This window comes from Streptomyces sp. NPDC055962 (genome assembly GCF_042270185.1).
GTDB lineage: Bacteria > Actinomycetota > Actinomycetes > Streptomycetales > Streptomycetaceae > Streptomyces.
On sequence record NZ_JBHJYN010000022.1, the window covers coordinates 63,244 to 81,512 of the forward strand.

The window sequence follows — 18,269 nt, forward strand, 5'->3', positions numbered from 1 at the left end:
AACGATCCGCGCGGCCCGGCCCCTGTCGTGGAACGGGTTACGCCGGGACGCTCGCCACACCCTGCGCGAGGAACGGCTTGCCGTTCACCCGCTGAGAGACGCCCTCGCGGTCCAGGTACGGCGTGATGCCGCCCAGGTGGAAGGGCCAGCCCGCGCCCGTGATCAGGCAGAGGTCGATGTCCTGCGGCTCGGCGACGACGCCCTCCGCCAGCATCAGGCCGATCTCCTGCGCCACCGCGTCCAGGACGCGGTCACGGACCTGCTCCTCCGTCAGGACGGTGTCGCCCTGCTGGAGGAGCGCGGCGACCTCGGGGTCGAGGACCGGCGCACCCGAGTCGTAGACGTAGAAACCGCGCTTGCCGGCCTTCACGACCGCCGCGAGGTTCTCGGAGACCGTGAAGCGGTCCGGGAAGGCGCGGTTCAGGGTCTCGGAGACGTGCAGACCGATGGCCGGCCCGACCAGCTCCAGCAGCACCAGCGGGGACATCGGCAGGCCGAGGGGCTCGATGGCCTTCTCCGCCGTCTCGACCGGGGTGCCCTCGTCGATGATGTTCTGGATCTCGCCCATGAAGCGGGTGAGGATGCGGTTGACGACGAACGCCGGGGCGTCCTTCACCAGGACCGCGGTCTTCTTCAGCTTGCGGGCGACACCGAAGGCGGTGGCCAGCGAGGCGTCGTCCGTCTGCTCGCCCCGGACGATCTCCAGGAGCGGGAGGATCGCGACGGGGTTGAAGAAGTGGAAGCCGACGACCCGCTCGGGGTTCTTCAGCTTCGACGCCATCTCGGTGACCGAGAGGGACGAGGTGTTCGTGGCGAGGATGGCGTGCGCAGGGGCGACCGCCTCGACCTCGGCGAACACCTGCTGCTTGACGCCGATCTCCTCGAAGACGGCCTCGATGATGAAGTCGGCGTCGGAGAAGCCCTCCGCCTTGTCCAGCACACCGGAGACCAGGGCCTTCAGGCGGTTGGCCTTGTCCTGGTTGATGCGGCCCTTGCCGAGGAGCTTGTCGATCTCGGCCTGGACGTAGCCCACACCCTTGTCGACGCGCTCCTGGTCGATGTCGGTGAGGACGACCGGCACCTCGAGGCGGCGCAGGAAGAGCAGCGCGAGCTGGCTGGCCATCAGGCCCGCGCCCACGACGCCGACCTTGGTGACCGGACGGGCCAGGGCCTTGTCCGGTGCACCGGCCGGGCGCTTGGCGCGCTTCTGGACCAGGTTGAAGGAGTAGATCCCGGAGCGCAGCTCGCCGCCCATGATGAGGTCCGCGAGGGCCTGGTCCTCGGCGTCGAAGCCGGCGCCCAGGTCGCCGCTCTTCGCCGCCGCGATGATCTCCAGCGCGCGGTACGCGGCCGGAGCCGCACCGTGCACCTTGGAGTCGGCGACGGCCTTGCCGCGCGCGACGGCCTGGTCCCAGGCGTCACCGCGGTCGACCTCGGGACGCTCGACCGCGATCTCGCCCTTGAGGACGGACGCGGTCCAGATCAGCGACTGCTCCAGGAAGTCCGCGCCCTCGAAGATCGCGTCGGCGATCCCGAGCTCGAAGACCTGCTTGCCCTTGAGCTGGCGGTTCTGGTTGAGCGAGTTCTCGATGATCACCGAGACGGCGCGGTCGGCGCCGATCAGGTTGGGGAGCAGCGCGCAGCCGCCCCACCCGGGGACCAGGCCGAGGAAGACCTCGGGCAGCGAGAACGCGGGCAGCGCGCTGGAGACGGTGCGGTAGGAGCAGTGCAGACCGATCTCCACACCGCCGCCCATGGCCGCGCCGTTGTAGTACGCGAAGGTCGGGACCGCGAGGCCGGACAGGCGGCGGAAGACGTCGTGGCCGCCCTTGCCGATGGCCAGCGCGTCCTTGTGGTCCTTGAGGAGCTCGACGCCCTTGAGGTCCGCGCCGACGGCGAAGATGAACGGCTTGCCGGTCACACCGACGCCGACGATCGTGCCCTCGGCCGCCTCCTTCTCGACCTGGTCGACGGCGGCGTTCAGGTTCGCCAGCGACTGCGGGCCGATGGTGGTCGGCTTGGTGTGGTCGAAGCCGTTGTCCAGCGTGATGAGCGCGAAGCGCCCCGCGCCGCCGGGCAGGTCGAGGTGGCGTACGTGCGACTGCGTGACGACCTCGCCGGGGAACAGCTCGGCCGCGCCCTTCAGAAGCTCAGTGGTGGAGCTCACTTGTTGCCTCCGTTGAAGTTCGGGTTCTCCCAGACGACCGTCGCGCCCATGCCGAAGCCGACGCACATGGTCGTCAGGCCGTAGCGGACCTCCGGCTGCTCCTCGAACTGGCGGGCCAGCTGAGTCATCAGGCGGACGCCGGAGGAGGCGAGCGGGTGGCCGTAGGCGATCGCGCCGCCGTACCGGTTGACGCGCTGGTCGTCGTCGGCGATGCCGTAGTGCTCCAGGAAGGCGAGCACCTGCACGGCGAAGGCCTCGTTGATCTCGAAGAGACCGATGTCCTCGATGGAGAGGCCGGCCTTGGCCAGCGCCTTCTCCGTCGCCGGGATCGGGCCGTAGCCCATGACCTCGGGCTCGACGCCGGCGAAGGCGTACGACACGAGGCGCATCTTGACCGGGAGGCCCAGCTCACGGGCGGTCTCCTCGGACGCGAGGAGCGAGGCGGTGGCGCCGTCGTTGAGCCCGGCGGCGTTACCGGCCGTCACACGGCCGTGGGCCCGGAACGGGGTCTTCAGACCGGCCAGCGACTCCAGCGTGGTGCCCGGGCGCATCGGCTCGTCGGCGGTGACCAGGCCCCAGCCCGTCTCGCCCGCCTCGGCGTTGGTGCGGCGCACGGAGACCGGCACCAGGTCCTGCTGGATCTTGCCGTCGGCGTACGCCTTGGCGGCCTTCTCCTGCGAGCGGACCGCGTACTCGTCGGCGCGCTGCTTGGTGATCGAGGGGTACCTGTCGTGCAGGTTCTCCGCGGTCATGCCCATGAAGAGGGCGGACTCGTCGACCAGCTTCTCCGAGACGAGGCGCGGGTTGGGGTCCACGCTCTCGCCCATCGGGTGGCGGCCCATGTGCTCGACACCGCCCGCGATGACGACGTCGTACGCGCCGAAGGCGATGGAACCGGCCGTCGAGGTGACGGCGGTGAGGGCGCCCGCACACATGCGGTCGATGGAGTAACCGGGCACCGACTGCGGCAGACCGGCCAGGATCCCGGCGGTACGCCCGAGGGTGAGGCCCTGGTCACCGATCTGGGTGGTCGCGGCGATGGCGACCTCGTCGATCTTCGCGGGGTCCAGGTCCGGGTTGCGGCGCAGCAGCTCCCGGATGGCCTTCACGACGAGATCGTCGGCGCGGGTCTCGTGGTAGATGCCCTTCGGGCCCGCTTTGCCGAACGGGGTGCGGACGCCGTCGACGAAGACGACGTCCCGGATGGTACGAGGCACGGTGGCTCTCCTCCAGGGTGCGGGATGGCACTGCTGCGGGCGCACGCATCGGCGCGCCACGCCCCTCATGCTACTTGCGGGTAACCAGACTGCCCACCCCCCGTCGCCGGAGCGGCGAACGTCACACGGAGCGGGGGTCCCGCCGGCGGCCCGGGAGGTCCGGGTAACTGGCGTGAATTCGATCCTCCTCGACGGAACCGCTCCCGGCGGGCTCCCGACACGCGTGCGCCCCCTGCCGGATCCGGCAGGGGGCGCACGCGTGCGGGGCGGGTCAGGCGCTGGTGTCCAGGGCCCGCAGCAGCAGCGGGCCGACCTGGCCGATCTGCCACTGGCGCGCGCCGTGTCCCGCGAGGGCGGTCTCGACCGTGTCCGGGGTCAGGACCTTGGGCGGCTCCCAGCAGACCCGGCGCACGGTGTCGGGGGTGATCAGGTTCTCCTGCGGCATGTGCAGCCGCTCGGCGAGCTCCGACACCGCGGTGCGGGCCGCGGAGAGCCGCGCCGCGGCGGCCGGGTCCTTGTCCGCCCAGGAGCGGGGCGGGGGAGGACCGGCGGGCTGCTGGCCGGGCTGAGGCAGCTCCGACTCGGGCAGCTGCCTGGCCCGGTCGACGGCCGCCTGCCACTGCTCCAGCTGACGGCGCCCCATGCGGTGCCCGAAGCCGGGCAGCGCGGTGAGCGCCTGTACGTTCACGGGGAGGGCCAGGGCCGCCTCGATGATCGCGGCGTCGCCGAGGACCTTGCCGGGCGAGATGTCACGCCGCTGCGCCACCTGGTCACGGGCGGTCCACAGCTCCCGTACGACCGCGATCTGGCGGCGGCGGCGCACCTTGTGCATGCCGGAGGTCCGGCGCCACGGGTCCTTGCGCGGGGGAGCCGGAGGGGCCGAGGCGATCGCGGCGAACTCCTCCAGCGCCCACTCGAGCTTGCCCTGGCGGTCCAGCTCCTCCTCCAGGGCGTTGCGCAGGTCCACCAGCAGCTCGACGTCGAGCGCGGCGTAGCGCAGCCACGGGTCGGGCAGGGGGCGGGTGGACCAGTCGACCGCCGAGTGGCCCTTCTCCAGGGCGTAGCCGAGGACGTTCTCCACTATGGCGCCCAGTCCGACGCGCGGGAATCCCGCCAGCCGTCCGGCGAGCTCCGTGTCGAAGAGCGAGGTCGGGGTCATGCCTATGTCGCGCAGGCAGGGCAGGTCCTGCGTGGCGGCGTGCAGGATCCACTCGGTGCCGGTGAGCGCCTCGCCCAGACCGGACAGGTCCGGGCAGCCGACCGGGTCGATCAGCGCACTCCCGGCGCCCTCGCGGCGCAGCTGCACGAGGTAGGCGCGCTGCCCGTAGCGGTATCCCGAGGCGCGCTCGGCGTCGACGGCCACGGGGCCGGTGCCCGCGGCGAAGGCCGCGACCACCCGGGCCAGCGCGTCGTCGTCGGCCACCACCGGCGGGATGCCCTCGCGCGGTTCGAGCAAGGGGATCGGCGCCGGGGCGACGTCGTCCGGGGGAGCGCCCCCGGTGGTTCGCAGTGAGGTGTCTGCTGCGGTCTCTTGGGCGTCGGTCACATGCCAAGGGTATCTGTGTATGCGCGTCGCCCGCCGACGGAACGTTCCGTCGGCGGGCGGCCATGCGCGTAAACCGGCCGGATACGCATCCGCGCAGGTGCCGGCGGGGTGTCGGGGTCAGTGGATGATGCCCGTCCGCAGGGCCACGGCGACCATTCCGGCGCGGTCCCCGGTGCCGAGCTTGCGGGCGATGCGGGCGAGGTGGCTCTTCACGGTGAGTGCGGAGAGGCCCATCGAGACGCCGATGGCCTTGTTGGACTGGCCTTCGGCGACCAGGCGGAGCACCTCCACCTCACGGCCGGAGAGTTCGCGGTAGCCGCCCGGGTGGCTCGGGGAGCCGGGGGGCCGGCGGTGCATACGGGCGGCATTGGCGCCGATCGGGGCGACGCCGGGTCGGGTGGGGTGGCCGATGTTGGTACGGGTGCCGGTGACGACGTAGCCCTTCACTCCGCCCGCGAGGGCGTTGCGCACCGCGCCGATGTCATCGGCGGCGGAGAGGGCGAGGCCGTTCGGCCAGCCGGCGGCTCGGGTCTCGGACAGCAGGGTCAGCCCGGAACCGTCGGGCAGGTGGACGTCGGCAACGCAGATGTCGCGCGGGTTGCCGACGCGGGGGCGGGCCTCCGCGATGGACGACGCCTCGATGACGTCACGAACTCCGAGGGCCCACAGATGGCGGGTGACGGTGGAACGGACGCGCGGGTCGGCCACGACGACCATGGCCGTCGGCTTGTTCGGGCGGTAGGCGACCAGGCTTGCGGGCTGCTCGAGGAGAACGGACACCAGGCCTCCTGGGGAGTGGCGGGACGGGCCGGCTCGGGGATGAAGCCGGGGGCGAACCGTGCTTGAAGGGTCATTGACCTCTTCGGCAGCAGGCGCGTCCTCCTTTAGAGGAAGATCACGATTTAGTGAGTAACAATTCGGGCAAATCGGACGCGCGATCGATTGTACGAAAAGAGAGCCGGTCCCTGTGCGACCGGCTCTCTCCGAAGGTGACGCAGCGTCAGGAGACCTGGGGTCCACGCCTCTGGGGCAGGGTCACCACCGCGGCGTCGTTCGTGCCGGACGGCGGCAGGCCGGCGAGCTGGCAGAGCAGGTCCCCCCAGGCGACCAGGTGCGCTCCCATGTCCGGCACCCCGCCCCGCCCCTCGCGGGGCGTCCACGAGGCCCGGATCTCGATCTGTGTCGCCGGGCGGCGCTCCGCCAGCGCGCCGAAGTAGTGCGACCCGGCGCGCGTCACCGTGCCTCCGGCCTCCCCGTACGACAGCCCGCGGGCGTCCAGCGCCCCCGTCAGCCAGGACCAGCACACCTCGGGCAGCAGCGGGTCGGCCGCCATCTCCGGTTCCAGCTCGGCCCGCACGAGCGTCACCAGGCGGAAGGTGCCCTGCCAGGCGTCGTGGCCGGCCGGGTCGTGCAGGAGGACCAGCCGGCCGTCGGCGAGATCGTCCTCACCCTCCACGACCGCGGCCTCCACGGCGTACGCGTGCGGGGCGAGCCGCTTCGGCGGCCGCGTGGACTCGACCTCCAGTTCGGGGCGGAGGCGGGCGGAACGCAGCGCGTCGACCGCCGACCTGAACGCCGGCGGGACTGCTTCGTCCTCCGCACTCCCCTCGCTGTCAGTGCCATCGGAATGATCGGAAAATTGTCCCTGAGCCGGAGCCATGCGGGGAAGAGTAGGCGGAACCGGAGCCCCGTGCAGGGAGGGACACCCATGCGAGGTCCGGCTCGTTGCCGCTCCGTGCGAAGATTCTGTGCGTGAGTGCCAACGACCTTCCCCAAGAGCTCAGCTCCGTCCGATCAGGGGAGGGCCCGTCCTCGGGCCTGCGGACGAACCCCGCCACCCATGAATCGGCCTTCCTCAAGGCCTGCCGCCGTGAGCCGGTGCCGCACACCCCGGTCTGGTTCATGCGTCAGGCGGGCCGGTCGCTGCCCGAGTACCTGAAGGTCCGCGAGGGCATCGCGATGCTCGACTCCTGCATGATGCCGGAGCTGGTCACCGAGATCACCCTGCAGCCCGTGCGCCGCCACAAGGTCGACGCCGCGATCTACTTCAGCGACATCGTCGTCCCCCTCAAGGCCATCGGGATCGACCTCGACATCAAGCCCGGCGTGGGCCCGGTCATCGCCGAGCCGATCCGCACCCGCGCCGACCTGGCCCGGCTGCGCGACCTCACGCCCGAGGACGTCCCGTACGTCACCGAGGCCATCGGGATGCTCACCGCGGAGCTCGGCGCGACGCCGCTGATCGGATTCGCCGGTGCGCCGTTCACCCTGGCGAGCTACCTCGTGGAGGGCGGCCCGTCCCGCAACCACGAGCGCACCAAGGCCATGACGTACGGCGAGCCCGAGCTCTGGGCCGAGCTGCTCGACCGGCTGGCGGAGATCACCGGGGCGTTCCTGAAGGTCCAGATCGAGGCGGGCGCCTCGGCGGTCCAGCTCTTCGACTCCTGGGTCGGCGCGCTGGCACCCGCCGACTACCGCCGCTCCGTGATGCCGGCCTCCGCGAAGGTCTTCGACGCCGTCGCGTCCTACGGCGTGCCGCGCATCCACTTCGGCGTCGGTACCGGTGAGCTCCTCGGCCTGATGGGCGAGGCCGGCGCGGACGTCGTCGGGGTGGACTGGCGCGTGCCGATGGACGAGGGTGCCCGCCGGGTCGGCCCCGGCAAGGCGCTCCAGGGCAACCTCGACCCGGCGGTGCTGTTCGCGCCGACCGAGGCGGTCGAGGCGAAGACCCGCGAGGTGCTCGCCGCCGCCGCCGGACTGGAGGGCCACGTCTTCAACCTCGGGCACGGCGTCATGCCGACGACCGACCCGGACGCCCTCACCCGTCTCGTCGAGTACGTCCACCAGCAGACGGCACACTGACCGCACGGTCAGCCGCCAGCCGCCCGCACCGCCGAGACGGCCTTGCGGGCGGCGACCAGGACCGGGTCCCAGACGGGGGAGAACGGCGGGGCGTAGCCGAGGTCGAGGGCGGTCATCGCCTCCACCGTCATGCCGGCGGTGAGCGCCACCGCAGCGACGTCCACCCGCTTCGCCGCCCCGTCGCGGCCGACGATCTGCACGCCCAGGAGCCGTCCGGTCCGGTACTCCGCCAGCATCTTCACCGTCATGGGCTGCGCCCCCGGGTAGTAGCCGGCGCGCCCCGTCGACTCGATGGTCGCCGTGACGTAGCGCAGGCCGACCGCGCGGGCGTCCTTCTCGCGCAGCCCGGTCCTGGCGATCTCCAGGTCGCAGACCTTGCTCACCGCCGTACCGACCACGCCGGGGAACGTGCCGTATCCGCCGCCGACGTTGGAGCCGATGACCTGACCGTGCTTGTTGGCGTGGGTGCCGAGCGCGATGTGACGGGTGCGGCCGGCGACGAGGTCCAGGACCTCGACGCAGTCGCCGCCCGCCCAGATGTCCTCCTGGCCGACGACCCGCATCGAGAGGTCCGTCAGCAGGCCGCCGTGCGGTCCCACCGGAAGGCCGGCCTCCCGGGCCAGGGCGGTCTCCGGTTCGACCCCGATGCCGAGCACGACGACGTCCGCCGGGTAGCTCTCCCGGTCCGTCGAGACCGCGGTGACCCGGCCGTCCGGACCGGTGTCGATCCCGGTGACCGCGGCGTCGTTGACCGTGGTGATGCCCAGCCCGTCCATCGCGTCGTGGACCAGCCGGCCCATGTCCGGATCGAGCGTCGCCATCGGCTGCGCGCCCCGGTTGAGCACCGTCACCCCGAAGCCGCGCTTCAGCATCGCCTCGGCCATCTCGACGCCGATGTAGCCCGCGCCGACGACGACCGCCCGGCGCCCCGTGGCCCGGTCCAGGGAGTCCAGGAGCGCCCGGCCGTCTCCCAGGGTCTGCACACCGTGGACGCCCGGGGCGTCGATCCCCGGGAGGTCGGGACGCACGGGCCGGGCCCCCGTCGCGATGACCAGCTTGTCGAAGTCCGTCCAGTACGTCTCACCGCTGTCCCGGTCCCGGGCCCGTACGCGGTGCCCCGCGACGTCGATCTCCGTGACCTCGGTGCGGGTGCGCAGATCGATGGACCGGGCCCGGTGCTCCTCGGGCGTACGGGCGATGAGGGCGTCGGGCCCCTCGACGTCGCCGCTCACCCAGTACGGGATGCCGCAGGCGGAGTACGACGTGAACTCGCCGCGCTCGAAGGCGACGATGCTCATCTCGTCGGGCCCCTTGAGCCTGCGGGCCTGCGACGCGGCGGACATGCCCGCCGCGTCGCCTCCGACGACCACCAGTCGCTCCGCCGCCATGCCGGGTCCCTCCGCCGCTGTGTGCCAGGTCGGGGCCCACGCTACGGCTCCTACGGGGCCGGTGGGGCCTCTGCGGGCTCCGTGGCCCTCCCGGGGGCCGCCGTACGGCGGCGCGGCAGCCGGCCGCGCAACAGGCGCCACAGCAGCACCAGCACGGCCGCGGCGGCCAGGAACGGTGCCGTGGCACCGATCGCCACGGTGATCCACCGCAGGACCGTCACGAACGCGTCCCAGCCGCCGCCCAGGGCGTCGAGGAAACCGGTGTCCTCGTCCCCGGCGTCGTTCGCCTCCCCCTCCGGTTCGTTGAGTTCGAGTGTGATGGTCGCCAGCGTGGTGCGGTCCTTCAGCGACTTCTGCTGGGCGAGCAGCGACTCCAGGTCGGCCTGACGGCTGCTGAGTTCGCCCTCCAGGGTCACCACGTCGGTGAGCTTCTCGGCCTTGTCCATCAGGTCGCGGACCCGGCTGACGCTCGCCCGCTGGGTGGCGATCCGGCTCTCGACGTCGACGACCTGGCCCGTGACGTCCTTCGCGTTCGACGTACGGGACAGCAGCTTCCCGGTTCCCGCGAGGTCGCGCAGCACCTCGGCGTACACGTCCTGCGGCACCCGCAGGACGAGGTGGGAGACCTCGTGGGTGTCGTCGACCCGCTCCGTGTTCTCCTCGGCGACGAGCCCGCCCGCGCTCTCCGTGGTGGCGCGTGCGGCGGCCACCGCCTTCGGCACGCTCTTCACCTCGATGCCGAGCGTGGCCGTGCGGATGACATGGACCGCGACCGCCGGGCCCGGCTTCGGCGCCGAGGAGGTCCCGGCACCGGACTTCTCCGCGTCCTTGGAGCCGGCCCCCACGCCGGCGGGGGCGGCCGCCTTCTGGTCCGCCGCCGAATTCAGTGCACCCTGGTCGTCGCCGTCGGAAGAGGCGCCGCAGGCACCGGTGGCCAGAAGTGTGACGAGCAGTCCGGCGGCTGCCAGCGCACGCGTGCGCCGGCGGCCGCCGCGGATGGGCGGATGACTGTCCGTGTGGCGTCCGTATGGCATAACGCGTCCCCCCAGGGCCGTTGTCGATGGTGCTGGTTCGACGTACGGCCCCCCTGCGCGGGTTGCCCGTCAGCGGTTTCGAACCGGTCACGTTCGGGACTCGGACCGGGTTTGAGAGAGTGGACCCATGCAGCGTCCTCTTCAGCGCGACACCACAGGTACGGGCCATGCCGTCGTCATCGGCGGTGGCATCGCCGGACTCGCCGCCGCACACCGGCTGCTGGACTCGGGCCTCCGGGTCACCGTCCTGGAGGCGACCGGGCGGCTCGGCGGCAAGCTGATGACCGGCGAGATCGCCGGTACCCAGGTCGACCTCGGTGCGGAGTCGATGCTCGCGCGACGGCCGGAGGCGGTCGAACTGGCCACCGGGACAGGGCTCGGTGCCCGGCTCCAGCCGCCGGCCACCGCCACCGCGTCGGTCTGGACCCGCGACGCCCTGCGCCCGATGCCCAAGGGGCACGTGATGGGCGTGCCCGGCGATCCGTCGGCGCTCAGCGGGGTCCTCTCGCCCGAGGGCCTGGCCAGGATCGCCGAGGAGCGCGACCTCACCCCGACCGCCGTCGGTGACGACGTCGCGGTCGGCTCGTACGTCGCCGACCGGCTCGGCCGCGAGGTCGTCGACCGGCTCGTGGAGCCGCTTCTCGGCGGGGTGTACGCGGGTGACGCCTACCGGATCTCGATGCGCGCGGCCGTGCCCCAGCTCTTCGAGGCGGTGAAGGAGGGCGGGCCGCTCCTCGACGGGGTGCTCCGCATCCAGGAGAAGGCCGCCGCCCGGAAGCAGACCGGGCCGGTCTTCCAGGGCATCGAGGGCGGGATCGGCACCCTGCCGGGCGCCGTCGCCGACGCCGTGCGGGCGGGGGGCGGCGAGATCCTCCTGGAGACGCCGGTGCTCGGCCTGACCCGGACGGCGGACGGGTGGGACGTGCGCACCGACAGCCGGGTGATCGCCGCCGACGCCCTCGTCCTGGCCACCCCCGCATGGTCGGCGTCCACCCTGCTCGCCGCCGAGTGCCCGGCCGCCTCGGTCGAGCTCGCCGCCGTCGAGTACGCCTCGATGGCTCTGGTCACCATGGCCTTCCGGCGCTCCGACATCGAGGGGACCGAGGCGCTCCGGGGGCGGTCCGGATTCCTCGTGCCGCCCGTCGACGGGCGCACGATCAAGGCCGCCACCTTCTCCAGCAACAAGTGGCGGTGGGTCGCCGAGGCCGCTCCCGACCTCTTCGTGCTGCGCACCTCCGTCGGCCGGTACGGCGAGGAGGAGCACCTGCACCGTGAGGACTCCGAGCTGGTCGCCGCCTCCCTGGCGGACCTCGCGTCCGCGACCGGACTGGCGGCCCGCCCCGTGGACACCGAGGTCACCCGGTGGATCGGCGGGCTGCCCCAGTACCCCGTGGGCCACCTGACCCGGGTCGCGCGGATCCGCGACGAGGTCGCCAAGCTGCCCGGCCTTCGGGTCTGCGGAGCGGTGTACGACGGCGTCGGGATCCCCGCCTGTGTGGCGAGCGCGCACCGGGCCGCGGACGAGATCGTCCGTGACCTCGCGGCCGCGGGCACGGGGGAGATCGACAACACGCCGACCCGGGTTCGGGGCACGGGGAGCGAGGCGGGACAATAGCCGTATGAGTGCGCCAGAAAAGCTTCCGAACGCAGGCAAGAAGGCCAAGGACCTCAACGAGGTCATCCGCTACACCCTGTGGTCCGTCTTCAGGCTGAAGGACGTCCTGCCCGTCGACCGCGCCGGTTACGCCGACGAGGTCCAGGAGCTGTTCGACCAGCTCGGGGCGAAGGACATCACGGTCCGCGGCACCTACGACGTGTCCGGTCTGCGGGCCGACGCCGATCTGATGATCTGGTGGCACGCGGAGACCTCCGACGAGCTCCAGGAGGCGTACAACCTCTTCCGGCGCACGAAGCTGGGCCGCGCACTCGAGCCGGTCTGGTCGAACATGGCGCTGCACCGCCCGGCCGAGTTCAACAAGTCGCACGTGCCGGCCTTCCTGGCCGACGAGACGCCGCGCGACTACATCAGCGTGTACCCCTTCGTGCGCAGCTACGACTGGTACCTGCTGCCCGACGAGGACCGCCGCCGCATGCTCGCGGACCACGGCAAGATGGCCCGTGGCTACCCGGACGTGCGCGCCAACACCGTCGCCTCCTTCTCGCTGGGCGACTACGAGTGGGTCCTCGCCTTCGAGGCCGACGAGCTGTACCGCATCGTCGACCTCATGCGTCACCTGCGGGCGTCCGAGGCGCGGCTGCACGTGCGGGAGGAAGTCCCGTTCTACACGGGACGCAGGAAGGCTGTCGCAGACTTGGTGGCCGGACTCGCATAGCCAGCGTTTCCGGTCATCCCGACCCGGAAGATCAGTTGGCGGGCAACGGCGCGTGTGACGCCGCCCGTCGTTCCAGCGACACCGGGTCCGGTGCCGGGTACACATCGGCCGACGGCCGGCGAACTGTCGCGGCCCGCGGGGGAGTCAGCCATTCCTCTCCGCGGACCGCCGCCTCCCGCCGGCTCCGGCCGATGTGTCCCGGGCCGAACAACCGCATAGAGCACCACGAGGGCCGCCCCCGGCGACGGGGGCGGCCCTCGTGGTGTGCGACGCCGGCAGGGTGTGACCAGGTCCCGGTGCGTGCGGTCCGTGATCAGACCCCGGTCCGGGCCCGGATCGGCAGGGCCGCTCTCAGCTCGGGGTCCTCCAGGGCTCCCACGCCCCGCACCGCCACCGCCGCCAGGAGATCGCGGTCCGCTCCGCGCACCGGGGCCGGCAGCGAGTCCAGCCAGTGCTGCCCGGTCGGCGAGGCCCACGGGCTGTACGGGTGGTTCTCCACCCGTGCGATGGCCAGGCAGCCCAGCGTCAGCACGAGCGGCAGCCCGAACCAGGCGGCCACCGGGCCCGCGTAGCCCGTGTCCTGACCGGGGATCAGCATCGCGGCGGCGGCCAGGGCCACCACCAGCACCGCCGCGCCCCGCACCGCGCGCACCGCCGACTCCAGAACCGTCCGGGTTCCGTGCGGCACGGCCAGACCGGCCGCGACCAGGCGGTCGGCGAGGGAGCGCACGGTCTCGGCCGTCGCTGCCGCGGTCCTTATCGGGGCTATCCGGGACTGGCCCTCCGGGCCGATCACCCGGATCACGGTGCGCTCGACCTCGTCCCGTCCCTCGGGGTCGACGACCGTCGCCCAGCCCGTGTGGGCCAGCAGCAGCCGGCGCCGCAGGTGCATGGAGACCAGGGCGAGGTCGGCGACCCGCTGCGGCCCGCCGGCCAGGAACGCCGTCTCGTACAGGTTGAGTTCGGGGGAGGCGGCCGGCCCGGCGACGGCGGACGGCCGCTGCGCCGCACCCGCCGTGACGAGGCACAGCCGGATGCAGGAGACGGCGGCCGCGCCCCACGCGACCAGAAGAAGCAGGACCCAGAGCATGGCGGAGTTCTATGCGAGAACAGCTCAGGAGCGCCACACCGTGTTCACGATACGGACGAATCCCGGTCACACACGGTCATGGCTGGCTGAATCGCGCCCCTCTCGGGCTCCGTGCGTTCACGAACTGCTGCCGCAGCTGGAACCGCCGCCGCAGCTCGAACCGCTGCTGCAGCTGGATCCACTGCTGCAGCTGGAGCCGCTGCTGCAGCTCGACCCCGAACCGCAGGTGGAGCCGGATCCCGAGTCGCCGCCTCCGCCGCTGGAACCTCCGCAGCTCCCGTTGCCGGGGGCCGTACCCGCGCACCACAGCACCGGGATGAAGGCGTCCGACCCGGCCGGCGAGGTCGTCGAGCCCGACGAGGAGCGCCGGGAGGGCAGTTGCCGGGCGGCGTCCGCCAAATGCCCCTGGAGCACGGGGTCGGGGAGTGCGCGCAGGCCGTGGGCCGCCACCAGATGGGCCGGATCGGCCACATGGGCGTTGGCCGTCCGGTAGGCGTCGGCGACCTGGCGTCCTGCCCTGGTGAGCCGGGCCCTGGTGGCCCCCGCCGTGCTGAAGCCCACGACGGCGCCGACGACGATCGCGGGCAGCATCTTCACCACGAACGGCACCGGAAGGTCGGCGAACGCGTCGATCAGGGCGTACTGGGCGACGGTCAAGGCGATGCTCACCGGGATGCCGATGAGGCATCCGATGCCCAGGACGAGCCCCCACCGGCGGCGCTCCCGGCTCTCGTCCGGGGCGATGAGCAGGCCCCGGGAGGCCAGTCCGTCGCCGATCTCCTGCACCGCGGGATGCCGCATCACCGCAGCCCGCAGGGTGCTCAGGGCCCCGCTGGGGGCCCCGGCCAGTTCATGGAGCACGGCCCGCTCCACCGCGTCCCGGGCCTCGGCGCGCTGGAGCGCGACGACGCCGGGTCCGCCGATGGTCAGCCGTCCCTCCGTGTGCATGCAGGTGAGCGCGGTGTCCACCACCCTGGCCGGACCGCCGCTGAGGAAGGCCACTTCGGAGAGGTCGAGCACGTACCCGCGGGACTCGCCGCCCCGCCGGCCGGCGCGACGGGTCGCGACGACCAGGAGGGTGGAGGAGACGGCCACGGCAAGGGTCAGCAGAAGAGCGAGAAGGTTCATGGCGCGGTCACTTTCCGAGGAGGGCGGCGCGGGCGGAGCGGGCGAGGCGGGTCGCGCGGCCCGGTGGCCGGGGGGCGGCCCGGTCCCGCCACCAGACGGTCAGCCGCCGCCGGGCCGCCTCGTCGCCGGGCCGGCCCTCGACGAGCAGCAGCTCGGCGAAGGCGAGGGCGTCGCGGCGGTAACCGCCGGACATCGGCCGGTTCCTGGCGTACGCGAGGAACTCCCTCCGGTAGCCGTCGCCGAGGATCTCGGGCAGTTCCGGTGCGACCTTGGCGACGACATCGGCCCGCTTCGCGGCCAGGGCGCGGCTCTGCACCCCCAGGCGCCGGTGGTCGAAGCCCTCCGGCACCGGTGTGCCGGCGACCAGCGAGGAGAGCAGCGCGGTCTGTGCCACGGCGGTCCGGTCGCGGGCCCCGGCGGCGGGGGCGGCCGGCGCCGGTGGCCGGACGGTCCGGGGGCGGGCCGCTCCCCGGGCGGTGGAAGCCGCCGCGGTGGAACGGATCGCGGCCAGTTCGCCGGCCAGTTCCGCGGCCGGCGGGAAGTCGTCGTCGCGCTCCAGCAGGACCCCCGGCGGGTCGACGCGCGAGCGGAGTTCGGCCAGCACGTCCAGGACGGGGCGCGTCACGGGGTGTGCGTGCGTGTCGTGCCAGACCCCGTCCTTCTCGACGCCGCCCGCCACATGGACGTACGCGATGGCCTCGACCGGCAGTTCGTCGAGTGCCGTCGCGGGGTCCTCGCCCCGGTTGACGTGGTTGGTGTGCAGGTTGGCGACGTCGATCAGCAGCCGTACGCCGGTGCGTTCGACCAGCTCCGCGAGGAACTGCCCCTCCGTCAGCTCCTCGCCGGGCCAGGAGATCAGCGCGGCGATGTTCTCCAGTGCCAGCGGGACGGGCAGTGAGTCCTGCGCGATCCGCACGTTCTCGCACAGGACGTCCAGGGCGTCCCAGGTCCGGGGTACCGGCAGCAGGTGGCCCGCCTCCAGCACCGGAGAGGCGGTGAGCGGCCCGCCGGCGCGCACGAACGCGATGTGCTCCGTCACCAGGGGTGTCCCCAGCAGTTCGGCCCGCGCGGCCAGCCCGGCGAGGCGGCCGGGATCCGGCCGGTCGGCACCGCCCAGGCCCAGCGAGACCCCGTGCGGGACGACCGTGACGCCCCGCTCCCGGAGCCGTACCAGGGAGTCGGGGAGATGGTCCGTGCAGAGGTTCTCCGCGACCGCCTCGACCCAGTCGATCCCCGGCAGGTCCTCGACGGCGTCCGCGATCTCCGGCCGCCAGCCGATACCGATTCCCAGCTTCATGGTGTCCCCTCCCCGTTCCGTGCAGGGGTGATGGCCCCGCCGGATGCCGGTGAATCCGGATGAGGGGACGTTCAGAGCTGGATTTGAGGTTCCCGGAGGCGTGGAAAAACGGCCGTTATCCGATCGTGACGCCCTGCGTGTCCCGCTCGGAACGCCGTCGGCCTGCGGAAACGCCGATCGGGTTGGACGCGTCGACGGGCCGGGGACGCCGGATTAATTCCGGGCTCCGTTGACGGAGATCAACAGGCGTTCGCATGCTGACCGACATGCCATCCACGGAGCGCCCCGCCGCACGATCCAGGCGGGGGAGGACAGTCCTGCACCCGGACCACCGGGCAGGATCCCGGTGTTCAGCCCAGGGGCCGACGCCACCCGCTCGCCGGCCGGGGCGATTCCGCACGACCGCCCCGGGGCGCACCCGCTGACCGCCGGACACCTGCTGTCCAGGACCTCGCACGCTGCCAGGACGTGCCCGCCGACGGTCTCCCCGGCCGGGCGCCGGGGGCCGGACCCCGGCCCGCTCCTGGGTCTTCGGGCCCGGACCGATGAAGGAGAACACCACTGATGACCAGCTCCGAGAACACGCGGCAGCTCGGCCGCCGGTCCCTGCTGGCCCGTGCCGCCGGCGTAGGAACGGCGGCCGCCCTGCCCGTGGCCGCAGCCCCGGCGACGCAGGCCTCGGCCGCCCCGGCGCCCCGCCGTCCCGCTCCGGCCACGTCGAAGGGACGGCACCCGGCGAACTGGCCCGACCCCGAGCCCTACGGCCTCGCAGACACCCGGCCGGACCTGTGGCCCCGGGAGGACAACTCCTTCGTCCTCCCTCTGGAGCTGCGCCCCCGCGACAAGGAGCGGGGCGTGGTGTGGATGCGGGACACCTACGTCAACTGCTTCGTCGAGGACGGGCGCCCGCTCTACGTGGCCACGGGCACCACCCGGGTGCCCGGCCTCGAAGCGGCCGGCCCGTGGAACGACGGCATCTTCGTCTGGCTGGCCCGCTCCCTCGAAGGGCCGTGGAAGCTGGCCGACACGACCGGGATCCGGCCCGGCGCGGAGAAGGGCAAGGTCTGGTCGCCCGAGTTCACCGGCGAGAACCGGCCCGGGAGGACGGTCGTCGCCCCCTGGCAGGAGTACTGGTACGACGAGGAGTTCGGCAAGCGCGGCCAGGCATGGGCCCCGGAGCTGCACCGCTTCCGCGGCACGTGGTACATCGTGGCGTGCATGGGGGACCACTCCAGGAAGGTGGGCTCGTTCCTGCTCGTGAGCGAAGGAGGGGTCGAGGGCCCGTACCGGCTCGTCGAGGGCAACCTGGAGAAGCCCTTCGGCGACCCGTTCATCGGGGGACCGGCCTTCATCGAGCCCGGCGCCTACCATCACATCGACGGCAGCCTCTACAGCGAGGGCCGCGACGCCTGGCTGGTGCTGCACAACAACCTGTACGCCAGGTTCCGCGACGACATGGAGGACATCGTCCCGACGACGGACCTCCCCGCGTTCCGGCAGACCCCGTACACGCCCGAGCCGTACCTCGAAGGCGCGTACGTGTTCAAGCACGGAGGCACGTACTTCCTCCTCCACGCGGCCTGGGACCGGACGTCGGTCGACGCCGACGGCACCGCGCGCCAGGCCTACGTCCCGGCCGGGACCGGCCGTGTGCAGTACCAGTACGACGCGGTGGCCGCCGTCTCCGACTCCTTCGAGGGCCCGTACTCCGAACGCTGGACCGTCGGTGTCGGCGCCGGCCACAACAACTTCTTCGAGGACGCCCACGGCGGTCTCTGGGCGACGTTCTTCCGCAATCCCAACTTCGGCCACTGGTCCAACCCCTCGCGTCTCGCCGATGCGGCCGTGCCCGGTGTCGTGCGGGTGGAATGGACCGGCCCGAAGGGCAACCGCCTGTACGTCCGGCGCCGGGACCACTGAGGCATCCCGCCGCCCGGGGACGCCGACGGGGCGGCGTCCCCGGCAGGGTGCCGGTGGATGCCGCCCCGGGTGGGACGAGGTGCGGGAGCGGTCCGCGTGTTCATGCTTACTTCGGGTCGCGTGTGAAGGCGCTGGTGGACCAGGTGTAGCCGAGTGCGGTCAGGGCGAGGGACCAGGCGAGGGCGAGCCAGGCGTTGTGGCCGATCTCGGTGCCCAGGAGGAGGCCGCGGAGGGTTTCGATGGCGGGGGTGAAGGGCTGGTACTGGGCGATGGGCTGGAACCAGCCG

At 72.6% G+C, this 18,269-nt stretch carries 14 protein-coding genes and 1 pseudogene; 4 read left to right on the forward strand and 11 right to left on the reverse strand.

What is annotated here, in order from left to right; genetic code table 11:
- Nucleotides 1-37: 37 nt before the first annotated feature.
- From ACFC51_RS34970 to ACFC51_RS34990, 5 genes are all read right to left on the reverse strand, one after another.
- Entirely contained in the window at nt 38-2,167 is a 2,130-nt protein-coding gene (locus ACFC51_RS34970) for a 3-hydroxyacyl-CoA dehydrogenase NAD-binding domain-containing protein (protein WP_376532775.1), read from the reverse strand.
- Complete coding sequence (locus ACFC51_RS34975; RefSeq protein ID WP_376376572.1) at nt 2,164-3,384, reverse strand: thiolase family protein; 1,221 nt, start codon at nt 3,382-3,384, stop codon at nt 2,164-2,166. The genes ACFC51_RS34970 and ACFC51_RS34975 overlap by 4 nt, the downstream gene beginning before the upstream one ends.
- A 271-nt stretch (nt 3,385-3,655) precedes the next feature.
- Entirely contained in the window at nt 3,656-4,930 is a 1,275-nt protein-coding gene (locus ACFC51_RS34980; protein ID WP_376532777.1) for an HRDC domain-containing protein, read from the reverse strand.
- A 117-nt stretch (nt 4,931-5,047) separates the two neighbouring features.
- The gene (locus ACFC51_RS34985) at nt 5,048-5,710 is read right to left on the reverse strand and encodes a response regulator transcription factor (protein ID WP_033300087.1); all 663 of its coding nucleotides are present in this window, start codon (nt 5,708-5,710) and stop codon (nt 5,048-5,050) included.
- A 220-nt stretch (nt 5,711-5,930) separates the two neighbouring features.
- Nucleotides 5,931-6,590 carry a DUF3000 domain-containing protein gene (locus ACFC51_RS34990; protein WP_376376568.1) on the reverse strand — a complete coding sequence of 220 codons (660 nt, stop codon included), beginning with the start codon at nt 6,588-6,590 and terminating at the stop codon, nt 5,931-5,933.
- 92 nt (nt 6,591-6,682) lie between these two features.
- Here ACFC51_RS34990 and hemE point away from each other — a divergent pair, with 92 nt between their 5' ends.
- A complete protein-coding gene (hemE, locus tag ACFC51_RS34995) occupies nt 6,683-7,792 on the forward strand; it encodes a uroporphyrinogen decarboxylase (protein ID WP_376532779.1) in 1,110 nt (369 codons plus the stop codon).
- Between the two features lie 8 nt (nt 7,793-7,800).
- Here hemE and ACFC51_RS35000 read toward each other — a convergent pair whose 3' ends face one another.
- Both ACFC51_RS35000 and ACFC51_RS35005 read right to left on the reverse strand, forming a co-directional pair.
- The gene (locus ACFC51_RS35000; RefSeq protein ID WP_376376564.1) at nt 7,801-9,180 is read right to left on the reverse strand and encodes an FAD-dependent oxidoreductase; all 1,380 of its coding nucleotides are present in this window, start codon (nt 9,178-9,180) and stop codon (nt 7,801-7,803) included.
- A gap of 50 nt (nt 9,181-9,230) precedes the next feature.
- Complete coding sequence (locus ACFC51_RS35005; protein ID WP_376532781.1) at nt 9,231-10,214, reverse strand: DUF4349 domain-containing protein; 984 nt, start codon at nt 10,212-10,214, stop codon at nt 9,231-9,233.
- Nucleotides 10,215-10,341: 127 nt separating this feature from the next.
- On the opposite strand from ACFC51_RS35005, the gene hemG reads away from it, so the two are divergent.
- Both hemG and hemQ read left to right on the forward strand, forming a co-directional pair.
- Nucleotides 10,342-11,829, forward strand: a complete 1,488-nt coding sequence (gene hemG, locus ACFC51_RS35010; protein ID WP_376376561.1) for a protoporphyrinogen oxidase — start codon at nt 10,342-10,344, stop codon at nt 11,827-11,829.
- Between the two features lie 4 nt (nt 11,830-11,833).
- Nucleotides 11,834-12,547 carry a hydrogen peroxide-dependent heme synthase gene (gene hemQ / locus ACFC51_RS35015; RefSeq protein ID WP_376376559.1) on the forward strand — a complete coding sequence of 238 codons (714 nt, stop codon included), beginning with the start codon at nt 11,834-11,836 and terminating at the stop codon, nt 12,545-12,547.
- A gap of 313 nt (nt 12,548-12,860) precedes the next feature.
- Here the strand turns inward: hemQ and ACFC51_RS35020 are convergent, their stop codons facing one another.
- The 3 genes from ACFC51_RS35020 to ACFC51_RS35030 form a co-directional block, all read right to left on the reverse strand.
- A complete protein-coding gene (locus tag ACFC51_RS35020) occupies nt 12,861-13,637 on the reverse strand; it encodes a TIGR04222 domain-containing membrane protein (protein ID WP_376532783.1) in 777 nt (258 codons plus the stop codon).
- A 117-nt stretch (nt 13,638-13,754) separates the two neighbouring features.
- Complete coding sequence (locus ACFC51_RS35025) at nt 13,755-14,765, reverse strand: TIGR04222 domain-containing membrane protein (RefSeq protein WP_376381234.1); 1,011 nt, start codon at nt 14,763-14,765, stop codon at nt 13,755-13,757.
- 7 nt (nt 14,766-14,772) lie between these two features.
- Nucleotides 14,773-16,062 (reverse strand): DUF692 domain-containing protein, encoded by a 1,290-nt coding sequence (locus ACFC51_RS35030; protein WP_376532785.1) that lies wholly within the window; start codon nt 16,060-16,062, stop codon nt 14,773-14,775.
- A gap of 564 nt (nt 16,063-16,626) precedes the next feature.
- Between ACFC51_RS35030 and ACFC51_RS35035 the strand changes: the two genes are divergently transcribed.
- The gene (locus tag ACFC51_RS35035) at nt 16,627-17,982 is read left to right on the forward strand and encodes a family 43 glycosylhydrolase (RefSeq protein ID WP_376532786.1); all 1,356 of its coding nucleotides are present in this window, start codon (nt 16,627-16,629) and stop codon (nt 17,980-17,982) included.
- 106 nt (nt 17,983-18,088) lie between these two features.
- Here the strand turns inward: ACFC51_RS35035 and ACFC51_RS35040 are convergent.
- A pseudogene (locus ACFC51_RS35040) lies at nt 18,089-18,269 on the reverse strand (ABC transporter permease); the annotation flags it as partial.

Coding starts and splice junctions, on each gene's coding strand:
- ACFC51_RS35000 (WP_376376564.1), bottom strand. CDS start 9,180: ATGGCGGCGGAGCGACTGGTGGTCGTCGGAGGCGACGCGGCGGGCATG.
- ACFC51_RS35025 (WP_376381234.1), bottom strand. CDS start 14,765: ATGAACCTTCTCGCTCTTCTGCTGACCCTTGCCGTGGCCGTCTCCTCC.
- ACFC51_RS35035 (WP_376532786.1), top strand. CDS start 16,627: ATGACCAGCTCCGAGAACACGCGGCAGCTCGGCCGCCGGTCCCTGCTG.
- hemQ (WP_376376559.1), top strand. CDS start 11,834: ATGAGTGCGCCAGAAAAGCTTCCGAACGCAGGCAAGAAGGCCAAGGAC.
- ACFC51_RS35020 (WP_376532783.1), bottom strand. CDS start 13,637: ATGCTCTGGGTCCTGCTTCTTCTGGTCGCGTGGGGCGCGGCCGCCGTC.
- ACFC51_RS34990 (WP_376376568.1), bottom strand. CDS start 6,590: ATGGCTCCGGCTCAGGGACAATTTTCCGATCATTCCGATGGCACTGAC.
- ACFC51_RS35030 (WP_376532785.1), bottom strand. CDS start 16,062: ATGAAGCTGGGAATCGGTATCGGCTGGCGGCCGGAGATCGCGGACGCC.
- hemG (WP_376376561.1), top strand. CDS start 10,342: ATGCAGCGTCCTCTTCAGCGCGACACCACAGGTACGGGCCATGCCGTC.
- ACFC51_RS35005 (WP_376532781.1), bottom strand. CDS start 10,214: ATGCCATACGGACGCCACACGGACAGTCATCCGCCCATCCGCGGCGGC.